Below are 12,727 nucleotides of genomic sequence, written 5' to 3' on the forward strand. Positions count from 1 at the left end.
GGATCATGAGCGTGGTCACTTGCCGCCGCCGGGCATCAGCTTCATGCCTTGCTCCTGCTCGGCTTTGAGCGTCGAAGCGGGGTCGGCGCCCTGGTACACGACCTTCTCGACGGCTGCCATCATGCCGTCGCGGATCTGCAGGTAACTGTTGCCGGGGAAGGAGGTCCAGGGCTCCATCGTCGCCAACTGGTCCAGGTTCGGCCTGATCAGCGGGTTCTTGGTGGCCCACTCCTTCAGCCCGGCGGGGTCGTCGACGAGGCCGGTGCGCAACGGCAGGTAGCCGATCTTGCTGGCGATCGTGACGTACGCGTCCTCACTGGTGAGGAACTTGATCAGTTCCCAGCCGGCGCGCTGCTTGGCGGGGTCGTTGGCGAGCAGGAACAGCGACGCGCCTGAGTTGGTCGGCACCACCGGCCTGGTGCCGAAGCTGGGTTCGCCGCTGGCGCGCAGGTCCCACTTGTCCTTGGCGCCCTTGATGAACGTGCCCTGCAGGGCGCTGGTCTCCAGGATCATCCCGATGTCGCCGCGGGCGAACGCCTCGTCGGCCTGCTGCTGGGTGAGCTTCGGACTGGCGCCCGCGTCCACCAGGCCCTTGGCCATGGTCACGGTTCGCACGGCCGGGTCGTCGGCGAAGGTCAGCGAGCGGCGGTCGGCGGAGATCACCTGGCCGCCGTTGGACCGGACCAGGCTCTGCAGGCACCAGTCCTTGGCCGCCTTGGTCAGGCAGTCCAGGTACACGCCGTCCTTGCCGGTCTTCGCCTTGATCGCCAAAGCCGCGTCCTTGACCGAGTCCCACGTCTTGGGCGGGCTGTTCGGGTCGAGCCCAGCCTGCCCGAACAGCGTGGCGTTGTAGTACAGCACTGGCGTGGAGAACACGAACGGCACGCCGTAGGTCTTGCCGTCCCAGTCGCCGAGCGTTCGAGCGGTCGGTGCGTAGGGGTGCTTGGCGCCGGTGAAGTTGCGCTGCACCGCGTCCTTGCCGAACAGGTCGTCCAGGGGCTGGGCGTGCAGGCCGTGGACGGTGAAGTCCAGGTCGCTGAACCCGAGCTGCACCACGTCCGGCGGGTGGCCGGTGACCAGCTGGCTCTGCACGCTGGACACCGTGTCCGAGGCCGGGTTGGGGCTGTTGCCCTGCGGTTTCTGCGCGGTGACGGTGATGTTCGGGAACTTCTGCCGGAACTTGGCGATCAGCTCGTTGAACGTGTCGGTCCACGCGCCGGCCTGGCCGAAGTTGTAGCTCTCGAACACGATCGACACCTGCTGGCCGGAGGTGAGCTCGGGGACGGGCCCGGCGCTCGTCGGGCCGGACGCGGTGGTGCTGCCCAACCCGCAGCCGGCCAGCGCCAGCATGGCCGCCGCCAGCACGAGGCTTCTCTTCACGACATGGCTCCTTCGAGGACGGGATGCCAGACCAAGCGACGTCCGCTGGTCCGGTCGAACAGGTGGATGTGTTCGGGGCGGCAGGACAACGTCACCGCGTCGCCCGCTTGGAGACTGAGCGGCCGCGGACCGCGCAGGCAGACCCGGGCGTCGCCGATCAGGCAGTGCGCGATCTCTTCGCTGCCGAGGTTCTCGACGTTGCGCACCACGCCACGGAGTCCGTCGCCGTGGGTCAGGTGCTCGGGGCGGATGCCGAGGACGACGTCCCGCGTCGGCAGGTCGCCTTTGTAGTGCAGTGGCAGGGACACATCGGCGGCTTCCAGGTACAACGTGCCGTCTCGGCTGACCAGGGTGGCGTCGAGCAGGTTCATCGGCGGCGAGCCGAGGAAACCGGCCACGAACACCGACGCGGGCTCGTCGTACACCTGCTCGGGTGTGCCGACCTGCTCCAGCCGGCCGCCGTTCAGCAGCGCGATCCGGGTGGCCATGGTCATCGCCTCGACCTGGTCGTGCGTCACGTACACGAACGTCGACCCCAACTCGCGGTGCAGTTCAGTGAGTTCGGCGCGGGTCGCGGTCCTGAGCTTGGCGTCCAAATTGGACAACGGTTCGTCCATCAGGAACGCGCCAGGGTCGCGGACCAGCGCCCGCCCCAACGCGACCCGCTGCCGTTGCCCACCGGACAGTTCACGCGGCCGACGCCCCAACAACTCCGCCAGGCCCAGGGTCTCGGCGACCTCGCCGACCTTGGTCCGGATCTCGGCGCGGGACCGGCCACGGGCCCGCAACGGGAACCCGATGTTGCGTTCCACCGTCAGATGGGGGTACAGCGCGTAACTCTGGAACACCATCGCCAGGTCGCGGTCCCGTGGCGGGGTGTGCGTGACGTCCTGCCCGGCCAGCCGGATCCGGCCGGACGTCAGCGGGGTCAGGCCGGCGATCATGCGCAGCAACGTGGACTTGCCGCACCCACTGGGCCCGAGCAGAACCAGGAACTCACCGTGGCGCACATCGAGGGTGACCGCGTCGACCGCGGTGACCGCGCCAAATGTTTTCGTCGCGGCATCGATCTGGATTCGGCTCACAACGCCGAGTCCAGCAGGCGACTTCGTGTTTCGCGGGCGCGATTGGCACACCCAATCGCCCGATAGGACCCGCCGCTGTCCTGATCGGGGCTGGGGTGCCGCTGTTTACGGTCGGGAACGTGTTGCTCACTGTTCTCGGTTGCCGCGCGGGTATGCCCGCGGACGGCGTGCCCAGCTCCGGATATCTGGTACAGACCGGGGGCGCGCGGATCCTGCTCGACTGCGGCCCCGGCACCGCGACCGCGCTCAGCGCGCTGACCGCCCCGACCGCCCTGGACGCCGTGGTGATCAGCCACTTCCACACTGATCATTGCTACGACCTGCTGCCCCTGGGCAAGTCCTTGTTGGCGCGCCTGGCACCGATGCCCGGCGGCCCACCCCAGCCCGACGACTTCCGCCCGGTACCCCTGTACGTGCCCAGCGGTGCTCGTTCGCTGTTCGAACGATGGGCCGCGCTGTTCCCCGTGACCACGATGCCCGTCCTCGACCGTGCCTTCGACCTGGCTTTCGACGTGCGCGAATACCAGCCCGGCGACCGCGTCACCATCGGCGACTGCACAGCCGAGCTGCACTCACTCCGGCACGTCAAGCCGAACTGCGGAATCCGGCTGACATGCCCGACCGGCACCCTCGCGTACACCGGTGACACCGGCCCCACACCAGCCCTGCTTGGCCTCGCCGCCGGCGCGGACGTACTGCTGGCCGAAGCCACCCTCGCCGAAACCGACCGCACCGACCACGGCCACCTCTCCGGCGCCGACGCGGGCGCCGCCGCCGCGGTCGCCGACGTCAACCACCTGGTCCTCACCCACTTCGCCGCTGGGGACGAGGAGTGGTTGCGCGGGCTGGCCATGGCTGCCGCCAGCGAGTTCACCGGCCGCATCACCCTCGCCGAACCAGGACTGACCATCCCCGTCGCCGACCGGCGGTGAGGCCGGGCTGGCGTCCGGGCGGCGGACCCGCGATGATCGCTGGGTGATCGACATAGCCGTGCACGACGGCATCGCTGTCCTGACGTTGAACCACGGACCGGTGAACGCGCTGGACCTGGAGCTGCTCACCGCCGTTCCCGAGACCCTCACCGCCGTCGCCGACGCCCGCGCGGTCGTGCTGACCGGTCAGGGGCGGTCGTTCTCGGCTGGTGTCGACCTGAAGCGGATCGTCGACGGTGGGCCGCGGTACGTCGAGAAGTTCCTGCCGGCGTTGAGCGTCGCGATGCTGGCTGTGTTCGAGCATCCGGCGCCGGTTGTGGCCGCCGTGAATGGTCACGCGCTGGCTGGTGGGTGTGTTCTGGCGGCCGCTTGTGATGTTCGGCTGATGTCGGGCGGCACCATTGGGCTGACCGAGCTTGCCGCGGGCGTGCCGTTCCCCACGGTTCCTTTGGAGATCATGCGCCATGCCGTCGGCCCGGCGCTGGACTCGATGGTGCTGGAGGCCGGCCGGCTGACTCCTGAGCGGGCCCGCGAGATCGGCCTTGTGCACGAGGTCGTCGAGCCTGACCAGCTGCTCACCGCCGCACTGGCCAGGGCGGAAGGGCTCTGCGCCGCGCCGGCCGACGTGTACGCCATGTCCAAGTTCCAGTTGCGCAGGCCCGTCCGGGAACGCATTGACACCGCCCAGCCGTCGGACGATCCGCGGGCGACGAAGATCTGGAGTTCCGAACGTACCAACCAAACCCTGCGTACTTATCTGGAGTCCTTGCGCCGGTAACGGGTCGCTGATCGGAGTCGACGCACGGGCTATGAGACGACTACTGACGCTCATGGCAACTGTGGCTGTCGGACTCGGTTTCGTCGTGGCAGGTACGGCGAACGCCGAATCCGCGTCGTACAAGTGCGTACGGGTGGACCCGCCGACCTGGCCGGTGAGCGGCTACGCGACGGCGATCGACTGTGTTGGTCCGGAGGGCAGTTTTCACCCCGTGTCCTTCAACAGCACGTCCCCGTTGTCGGCCAGGTTCTGCTTGTCGGGGTTCACCTATCGCGACGGGCAGGGCAGGTTGGACGTCGACGGGAGGTTCTGCTCATGAGACGACTGCTGACGCTCGTGACGACTGTGGCTGTCGGACTCGGATTCGTCGTGACAGGGACCGCGAACGCCGCGCCTGTGTACTACAAATGTGCTTTTGTGAGCATCCCGTTCGGGCCGCCGATGTTCGCCGCCATAGCGCAGGACTGCGTCGGGCCGGTAGGCAGTTTCCGGCAGGTCATCTTTCTTGACACGCCTCCGGCGGCGGCCTCGTACTGCTCTACTGCGCGCGCCTACGGGACCGCGCAGGGCCGGCTGGACGTCACTGGCCAGTACTGCCAATAACGGGTCAGTGGCCTGTCCATTCTGGGCGTTTCTTGGCGGTGAAGGCCGTGACGGCGGCGTGGAAGTCCGCCGAGCCGTAGACCCGCGAGATGATGTCGGTGTCGTCGACGACACCGGCGCGTCTGAGTCGGCGCAATGCTTCCTTGGTCGCCCACATGCTCAGCGGGGCGTGCCCGAGCAAGCGCTCGACCAGGAGGGCGAGCACGTCGTCGAGGTTCTCCGCGACCTCGCTGAGGAATCCGGTCGCGCGGGCCTCGTCGGCGGCCATCATCCGGGCGGTGAGCAGCAGTTCGGTGGTACGGGACTGGCCGAAGTGGTGGGTGAGCAGGGCCAGCGTCGCGGTGGACAGGCAGTTGCCGAGGGTGCGGGCGATGGGTACGCCGAACACCGAACGTGGGGTGGCGATCCGCAGGTCGCAGGCGCACGCGATACCCAGGCCGCCGCCGACGCAGTAGCCGTCGATCACCGCGACCGTGGGAACGTCCACATCGGACAGCCGGTCGATGATGTCGGTGACCCGATGTTCGTAGTCGACGCCGTCTTCGCCCGACGAGAACTTGGCGAACTGGGTGATGTCCGTGCCGGCGACGAACGCCTGCCCGCCAGCGCCGCGCAACACCATCACCCTGATCGTGTCGTCGGCGTCGGCCTGGGAGCACGCTTGGGCCAGGCCTTCGTACATCCCCCAAGTCATGGCGTTGCGCTGCTTGGGACGGTTGAAGGTGACCGTCAGCACCGGCCCGTCGGCCGTGATCTCCAGGTCACTCATGGGCGCTCCCGAGTGGGGGACCGGCGTGCGACCGGACCGTGGGTGTACGGGACAGTCGCATCGGCGAACCGAGTTGTCGCGCCGTGCCGAGAGTGGGATGCGGTGCGTCCCAGAAGAAGGCGCGGTCCACCAGGGTGGGGTCGGTGAACACTTGGCCGTAGTCGGCGATCGGCGCGCACGGCACGCCGGCCGCCTCCAGAACCTCCACAATGGACTTGGTAGTGCGGGTGGCGGTCACCCGCTCGATAGCCTCGATCAACGGCGCACGGTTGCGCAACCGGGATGCGGCGTCGGCGTAACGCGGATCCGCCAGCAGTTCATGGAGTCCGAGCGCGACACAGAACGCGTGCCACAGCTTCGGTGTGATGGCGCCGACGGTGACGTGCCCGTCCGCGCTGCGCACCGCCTGATACGGCGCGTTGCTTTGGTGCGCCGAGCCGTGCGCCGAGGCCACCGTGCCGTCGGCGAAGTACATGCCCGCCTCCCACACCGCCAGCGATACGCCCGACTCCAGCAGCGACACGTCGATGTGCTGCCCCTCCCCGGAACGGTCCCGCTCGCGCAGCGCGGCCGTCACCGCCAACGCGAGATACAGCCCGCAGACCAGGTCGCAGACGGGGACACCGACCTTGACCGGGTCGCCGCCGGGGAACCCGGTCACGCTCATCAGTCCGCTGCGTGCCTGGGCCATGATGTCCAACCCGGCCAGCCCCGCCAACGGGCCGTCCTGGCCCCAGCCGGACGCGGAGGCGTACACCAGCCCGGGGTTGTCGGCCCGCAGTGTCTCGTAGCCGAGCCCGAGGCGACGCATCACCCCCGGGCGCAGGTTCTCCACCAGCACGTCCGCGGTGGCGGCGAGCCGACGGACGGCGGCGTGGCCGTCCCGCGACTTCAGGTCGATCGCGACCGACTCCTTGTTGCGGTTGAGCCGCAGGAACGGGGAGCTTTCCCCGTCGACGAACGGGCCGGTCGCGCGCATCGGCTCACCGCCGTCCGGGTTCTCGATCTTGAGAACGCGGGCGCCCAGGTCGGCGAGTTGCATGGTGGCGAACGGCGCCGCCATGAACGCGCCGATCTCCAGCACGGTCACCCCGGCCAGCGGGGGGCTTTCGGTCGACGACATACTGCTCGACGCTAGCCGATCATCAAGGCCAGGGGCAGCGTATGTTGCTCGACAGGGGGCTCGACCTGACCGGGAGGCTCGTACATGACTGATCTGCTGCTGCGCCAAGGACTTGTGCTCGACGTCAGCACCGGCGACTATCGTGAGACGAGCATCCGGTGCGCCGGCGGCCGGATCGTCGAGACAGGGCCGAACCTGACCGCCCCCGACGACGTCCAGGTGCTCGACCTCGGGGGCGCGGTTGTGCTGCCCGGTCTGATCGACGGCCACGTGCACGTGGCCGCGCCAACCGCCGATCTGGCCGACATCGCCACCTGGTCACCGTCCTATTTGGCCGCACACACCGCCCGGATCATGCGTTCGATGCTGCACCGCGGCTTCACGACCGTGCGAGACGTCGCCGGAGCGGACCACGGACTGGCCGATGCGCAGGCGGAGGGGCTCATCGAAGGGCCACGGCTGGCCTTCGGTGGTCGGGCGCTAAGCCAGACCGGCGGACACGGCGACGGACGTCAGCGCGGCGACGACAGGTCGTGCTGCGGCGGGCTCAGCCAAGTGGCGGACGGTGTCGACGCGGTCCGCACGGCGGCACGGAACGAGTTGCGCAAAGGGGCGCACCACATCAAAGTCCTGGCGTCCGGCGGGGTCGCGTCACCGACCGACCGGATCGACTCCACCCAGTACTCCGAGGACGAACTGCGTGCCGTGGTCGCCGAGGCGGAGGCCGCGAACCGGTACGTGGCAGCACACGCCTACACCGCACGGGCCGTCAACCGGGCGCTCGAAGCGGGTGTCCGGTCGATCGAGCACGGCAACCTGATCGACGACCGAAGCATCGACCTGTTCCGCGAGCACGACGCTTTCCTCGTGCCCACGCTGGTCACGTACTGGGCGCTCGCCGACGAGGGAGTGGCGTCCGGGCTTTCGCAGTCAAGCCGCGCCAAGGTCGACGAGGTCCTGGAGGGCGGCCTGCGCGCGCTGGAGTCGGCCGACCGCGGCGGCGTGCGACTCGTGTACGGCAGCGACCTGCTCGGCGGCATGCACCGGCACCAGAACCACGAGTTCCGGCTGCGCCGGGAAGTGCAGCAACCGCTGGACATTGTCCGCGCCGCCACCAGCACGGCCGCCGACCTGCTCGGCATGTCCGGCGAAATCGGCACGGTGGACATCGGCGCCCACGCCGACCTGCTTGTGCTCAATGGTGACCCGATTGCCGATATCGGTGTTCTCGCCGACCCCGCACATATCACTCACATCGTGCAGTCCGGCCGGCTCGTGCGTTAGCGAACAATTCTTTTTTCGTCAATCACCGAACTGTCGACGGACACCTGTTCGTCCGACAGACAAATGTCACTGAAGGTGCTTGACTGGCCATATGATGATCGCGCGAGTGCGAACGAAGGAAAAGCGGCGCGGAAGTTCGGAGCGGGTGATCGAGGAGCTGGTGTTCTCCGGTCGGATGCCCACGAATGTCGCCAGCGGCCAAGGCGATCACACGGTGGCCGAAGGGTTGCTCCGCCGGGTGATACACAAGGTTGTCGGTCAGCGTCGGAACGACGCCTTCGCGGTCGTTCTCGACCTGGTGATCAACAGTTCCCTGTCGGCCGACAAGGCGGACGCCATCGTCGAGAAGAACCAACCGCATTACCAGGGATTCGCCGACAAAAGCGGTGAGGATCAGAACCGGCTGCTCGAAGACCTGATCCAGGACTATGTCAGGGCCGCCAACAAACGCGCCTACACGGCGTTCCCTCGAAAAGCCGCCAAGACAGCTGGCGGCGGCGGCGAACGAGCGGCCTTGAAACAGCTCGATCTGCTGTCCGTGAAGTACTACGACAACTACAAGCAGGAAGTCCCGGACGAGCACCACATCGCGGAGCAAGATCGGCAGATCTTCGTGGCGAACGTCTGCACGCTCGTCGACTACGCGGGGGACGACATCGAAGAGGCTGTCAAGATAGTCCAGCGGGCGATGGTGACCGCCTTGGAGCGCGTTCCCTTCTACGTGATCTGGCAGTCGCTGCTCGAACGGGTCACGGCCAAGCTGATCGTCGAAGACGCGGCGTTTCGGGACGACGTCACCGAAAAGGTCGCGGCGATCCTCACGAAATCGTATGTCGAGGAGTACCGCGCGGCTTGGTGCATCGGTCCGTCGGTGTGGGACGAGGGCGAAGACACCGACGAGGAGAGCAGTTCGGGCACGGAGCACTGACGGACTTGTTGACCTCAAGTTTACTTGTGGTTCTAGGTTCAGGTCATGAACACGACAGTCACGGACGCCGAACCCGGCCAGACCGCGGGCACGTTTCGGGAGCTGCTGGGATCCGGCCGGCTCGCCACGTCCGTCGTCCTGGTCGGCGGGGTGGCGCTGCAGGCGATCAACCTGTTCCTCACCACCAGCCTGATGCCGACGGCGATCACCGACGTCGGCGGCGAGCGGCTGTACGCGTGGAGCACGACGGTGTTCACGATCGCCTCTGTCGTGTCGTCGATGCTGGTCAGCCGGGTGCTGGCGGGTCGGGGGCCGAAGCTGGCGTACCTGATCGCGCTCGGCCCGTTCATCCTCGGCACGGCCATCTCCGCGATGAGCCCGACCATGGCCGTCATGCTCGTCGGCCGGGCCGTCCAGGGCGCCGGCGGCGGCCTGCTGGCCGGACTCGCCTACGCGGTCATCCAGTCCGCGTACCCGCAGCGGCTCTGGGCCAAGGCGACCGCGCTGGTGTCGGCGATGTGGGGTGTCGGCACCCTGATCGGCCCGACCATCGGCGGCGCCTTCGCCCAGTTCGGGGCGTGGCGGCTGGCGTTCGTGCTGCTCGCCGTACTGGCCGTGGGGATCGCGTTCATCGTGCCGCGGGCGTTGCCGCAGTCCAGGTCGGAGACGAAGGTCGAGCCGATTCCGGTGCTGTCGCTCACGATCCTGGCCGCTGCCGCCGGCCTCATCAGCGTCGCCAGCATCCTCAGTGACACCGCTCTGATTGTCGCGGCGATCGTCGCCGCGCTGCTGGTGGCGGGGTGGTTCGTCCGGCGTGAGCGGCGCTCCGAGGTGCGCGTCCTGCCGAAGTCCACCTACACCGCGGGTTCCCCGCTGAAGTGGATCTACCTGTCGATCGTGGTGCTCGCCACGGGCGCGGCCGCCGAGACGTTCGCCCCGCTGTTCGGCCAGCGCCTCGCTGGGCTCCAGCCGCTGGTCGCCGGGTTCCTCGGCGCCGCCGTCTCGGTCGGCTGGTCGACCAGCATGCTCTTCAGCGCCAACGCCACCCGGGCCGCGACGATCCGGCGGCTGCGGGTCGCCGGTCCCGCCCTGGTCGGCGTCGGGCTGCTGCTGGCCGGGCTGCTGCAGCAGGACAACGCGAGTCCGTGGCTGGTCGTGGCGTGGTTCCTGGCACTGGTCGTCGCCGGCTCCGGCATCGGCGTCGCGTTCCCGCACCTGATGGTCGCGGCGATGCACGTCACATCGGACCCGGACGAGGCGCGCAAGGCCAGCGCGGGCATCAACACCGTCGAGACGATCGGCCTGGCGTTCGGTTCGGCCTTCGGCGGCCTCATGGTCAACCTCGGCGCCCCCGCCACCGTGCACTCGGCCCACCTGCTCCTCTTCGGCCTGACGGCGGTCGCCGCCGTCGGTGTCCTGATCGCCCGGCTCGCCGTGAAAGATCGCTAGGATCCGGTCGTGGCCGACATCGTGCATCTGGACGCGTTGGAGTTATCCGCCCTCATCAAGACAGGGCAGGTGTCGTGCGTCGAGGTGATGCGCGCCTACCTGGACCACATCGACCGGGTCAACCCCCAGGTGAACGCGATCGTCGGCATGCTCGACCGGGCCGAACTGGACCGCCAGGCGCGGCAGCGGGACCAGCAGCTCGCGGACGGGCAGTACCTGGGCTGGATGCACGGATTCCCGTTGGCGGTCAAGGACCTCGTGTCCGTGGCAGGTCTGCTGTGGACACAGGGGTCGCCGTTGTTCGCCGACCGGATCGGCGAACAGGACGACCTGATCGCACGGCGGATGCGGGCCGCCGGCGCGATCATGGTCGGCAAGACCAACTCGCCGGAGTTCGGCCTCGGCTCGCAGACCTACAACCCGGTGTTCGGCACCACGCTCAACCCGTACGACCCGACCCGGACCGCAGGCGGCAGCAGCGGGGGAACGGCCGCCGCGCTGGCGTTGCGCATGCTGCCGGTCGCGGACGGTAGCGACTACGGCGGCTCGTTGCGCAACCCGGCCGCGTTCACCAACGTGCTGGGCTTCCGGCCGTCCTGGGGCCGGGTGCCCCGCGCCGACTTCCTGCCGCAGCTGGGCACCGCCGGGCCGATGGGCCGGACGGTCGCGGACGTGGCCGCCCTGCTCGAAGTGCTGGCCGGCCCGGACCCGTCGGTACCGCTCAGCCTGGACGCCGATCCCGCCGTGTTTCGGCCGCCGCTGCCGGCGCGCGACTTCACCGGCACCAGGATCGCGTGGGTCGGCGACTTCGACGGACACCTCGCGACCGAGCCCGGCGTGCTGGACCTGTGTCGGACCACGTTCAGCGCCTTCGAAAGCGTGGGATGCGTGGTCGAAGAGGCACTGCCGGCGTTCCCAATGGACCGCGTCTGGCACGCGTTCCAGGTCTGGCGCTGGTGGAACACGCTGTGGATGCGCGAACTGTACGACGACGAGGCGACGAGGGGCGCGCTCAAGCCGGAGTTGGTGTGGGAGATCGAGCGCGGGATCGAGCTGACCGTCGCGGACATCTCGGCGGCGGTGGACACGCGATTGGCGTGGTACCAGGCGCTTGAGGCGATGTTCGAGCGGTACGACTTCATCCTGGCGCCCAGCGCCCAGGTGTTCCCGTTCGACGCGAAGGTGCCGTGGCCGTCCGAAGTGGACGGTCGGCCGATGGACACGTACCACCGCTGGATGGAGACCGTGGCACCCTGGTCACTGGCTGGCGTGCCGGTGATGGGCATGCCCGCCGGCTTCGACCCACGCGGCCTGCCCATGGGCGTCCAACTGGTCGGCCGGCCGCGCGACGACCTGGGCGTGCTGCAACTCGCGCAGGCGTACGAACAGTGCACCCAGTGGGTCCGTGATCACCCGCCGGCCATGCTCACGGCTGAGCGATCCGCCCCGATGGGGTGATGGACCCGGGCGCACGACGTGGCACGATCGCGATGTGAGCCCCGCCCCGACACCGCACCTCAGCGACCTCGTCCGCCTGCGCCGCGTCCGCGACCGGATCGACCGGGACTACGCCGAGCCGCTGGACGTGGAAGCGCTGGCGCGCGGGGTGAACATGTCGGCCGGGCACCTCAGCCGGCAGTTCCGGCTCGCTTACGGTGAGTCACCGTATTCCTATCTGATGACCCGGCGGATCGAACGGGCGATGGCGCTCCTGCGTCGTGGCGACCTGAGCGTCACCGAGGTCTGTTTCGCGGTCGGCTCGTCGTCGCTGGGCACCTTCAGCACCCGCTTCACCGAGCTGGTCGGCGTGCCGCCGAGCGTCTACCGGCAGGAGCAGGCGGGCGCGACCGAGGGGATGCCGCCGTGCGTCGCGAAACAGGTGACCAGACCGATCAGGAATCGAGAAGCGGCGGCCCGGGGCCGCACATAGTGTGACCGGCATGGACATCACCATTCACCACAGCTTCCTCCCGCACGACGACGCGGCGGCGTCCCTCGCCTTCTACCGCGACACCCTCGGCTTCGAGGTCCGCAACGACGTCGAGTACGGCGGCATGCACTGGATCACCGTCGGCCCGCCGAACCAGCCCGACACGTCCATCGTCCTGCAGCCGACGGCCGCCTTCCCCGGCCTCACCGACGACGAGCGCCGGGTGATCGCCGAGATGATGGCCAAGGGCACCTACGCCGCCGTCAACCTGGCCACAAAGGACCTTGACGCCACGTTCGCGAGGGTGCAGGCCGGCGACGCCGAGGTGGTCCAGGAGCCGACGGACCAGCCGTACGGGATCCGCGACTGCGCTTTCCGGGACCCCGCGGGCAACCTGGTCCGCATCCAGGAAGTCGGCTGAGGCACGACGTCGGTGGGGCCGTTGCGGGCGGCCCCGCCCAACCAA

The 12,727-nt window shown here is 68.7% G+C and carries 14 protein-coding genes; 10 read left to right on the top strand and 4 right to left on the bottom strand.

What is annotated here, in order from left to right:
• Positions 1–15 precede the first annotated feature (15 nt).
• Positions 16–1,380: an ABC transporter substrate-binding protein gene (locus EV192_RS33100; RefSeq protein ID WP_243727234.1), complete on the bottom strand. Its 1,365-nt coding sequence runs from the start codon at positions 1,378–1,380 to the stop codon at positions 16–18.
• Positions 1,377–2,465, bottom strand: coding sequence for an ABC transporter ATP-binding protein (locus EV192_RS33105; protein WP_132122531.1), 1,089 nt, complete (start codon positions 2,463–2,465; stop codon positions 1,377–1,379). Before EV192_RS33105 ends, EV192_RS33100 begins: the two co-directional genes overlap by 4 nt.
• 119 nt (positions 2,466–2,584) lie before the next feature.
• Between EV192_RS33105 and EV192_RS33110 the strand changes: the two genes are divergently transcribed.
• From EV192_RS33110 to EV192_RS33125, 4 genes are read left to right on the top strand one after another with little or no spacing between them, the layout of a single operon-like run.
• A complete protein-coding gene (locus tag EV192_RS33110; RefSeq protein ID WP_132122533.1) occupies positions 2,585–3,397 on the top strand; it encodes an MBL fold metallo-hydrolase in 813 nt (270 codons plus the stop codon).
• Between the two features lie 43 nt (positions 3,398–3,440).
• The gene (locus tag EV192_RS33115; RefSeq protein WP_132122535.1) at positions 3,441–4,175 is read left to right on the top strand and encodes an enoyl-CoA hydratase/isomerase family protein; all 735 of its coding nucleotides are present in this window, start codon (positions 3,441–3,443) and stop codon (positions 4,173–4,175) included.
• A 31-nt stretch (positions 4,176–4,206) separates the two neighbouring features.
• Positions 4,207–4,494: a hypothetical protein gene (locus EV192_RS33120; RefSeq protein ID WP_132122537.1), complete on the top strand. Its 288-nt coding sequence runs from the start codon at positions 4,207–4,209 to the stop codon at positions 4,492–4,494.
• Positions 4,491–4,778 (top strand): hypothetical protein, encoded by a 288-nt coding sequence (locus EV192_RS33125; protein WP_132122539.1) that lies wholly within the window; start codon positions 4,491–4,493, stop codon positions 4,776–4,778. The genes EV192_RS33120 and EV192_RS33125 overlap by 4 nt, the downstream gene beginning before the upstream one ends.
• Positions 4,779–4,782: 4 nt before the next feature.
• On the opposite strand, the gene EV192_RS56220 is transcribed toward EV192_RS33125, so the two are convergent.
• Both EV192_RS56220 and EV192_RS56225 read right to left on the bottom strand, forming a co-directional pair.
• On the bottom strand, positions 4,783–5,547 hold the full coding sequence (locus tag EV192_RS56220) for an enoyl-CoA hydratase/isomerase family protein (protein WP_132122540.1): 765 nt from the start codon (positions 5,545–5,547) through the stop codon (positions 4,783–4,785).
• Positions 5,540–6,670 (bottom strand): CaiB/BaiF CoA transferase family protein, encoded by a 1,131-nt coding sequence (locus EV192_RS56225; protein ID WP_132122541.1) that lies wholly within the window; start codon positions 6,668–6,670, stop codon positions 5,540–5,542. Before EV192_RS56225 ends, EV192_RS56220 begins: the two co-directional genes overlap by 8 nt.
• An 84-nt stretch (positions 6,671–6,754) precedes the next feature.
• Between EV192_RS56225 and EV192_RS33140 the strand changes: the two genes are divergently transcribed.
• The 6 genes from EV192_RS33140 to EV192_RS33165 all read left to right on the top strand — a co-directional run bounded on the left by EV192_RS33140 (position 6,755) and on the right by EV192_RS33165 (position 12,682).
• On the top strand, positions 6,755–7,954 hold the full coding sequence (locus EV192_RS33140) for a metal-dependent hydrolase family protein (RefSeq protein WP_132122542.1): 1,200 nt from the start codon (positions 6,755–6,757) through the stop codon (positions 7,952–7,954).
• Positions 7,955–8,060: 106 nt separating this feature from the next.
• A complete protein-coding gene (locus EV192_RS33145; RefSeq protein ID WP_132122543.1) occupies positions 8,061–8,882 on the top strand; it encodes a hypothetical protein in 822 nt (273 codons plus the stop codon).
• A 45-nt stretch (positions 8,883–8,927) separates the two neighbouring features.
• Positions 8,928–10,331, top strand: coding sequence for an MFS transporter (locus EV192_RS33150; RefSeq protein ID WP_132122544.1), 1,404 nt, complete (start codon positions 8,928–8,930; stop codon positions 10,329–10,331).
• A gap of 9 nt (positions 10,332–10,340) precedes the next feature.
• Complete coding sequence (locus tag EV192_RS33155) at positions 10,341–11,789, top strand: amidase (protein WP_132122545.1); 1,449 nt, start codon at positions 10,341–10,343, stop codon at positions 11,787–11,789.
• A 34-nt stretch (positions 11,790–11,823) separates the two neighbouring features.
• Positions 11,824–12,261 (top strand): helix-turn-helix transcriptional regulator, encoded by a 438-nt coding sequence (locus EV192_RS33160; RefSeq protein WP_132122546.1) that lies wholly within the window; start codon positions 11,824–11,826, stop codon positions 12,259–12,261.
• 10 nt (positions 12,262–12,271) lie between these two features.
• Positions 12,272–12,682, top strand: coding sequence for a VOC family protein (locus EV192_RS33165; RefSeq protein WP_207926344.1), 411 nt, complete (start codon positions 12,272–12,274; stop codon positions 12,680–12,682).
• The last annotated feature ends 45 nt before the right edge of the window (positions 12,683–12,727 follow it).

This window comes from Actinocrispum wychmicini, assembly GCF_004345645.1.
GTDB classification, from domain to species: domain Bacteria; phylum Actinomycetota; class Actinomycetes; order Mycobacteriales; family Pseudonocardiaceae; genus Kibdelosporangium; species Kibdelosporangium wychmicini.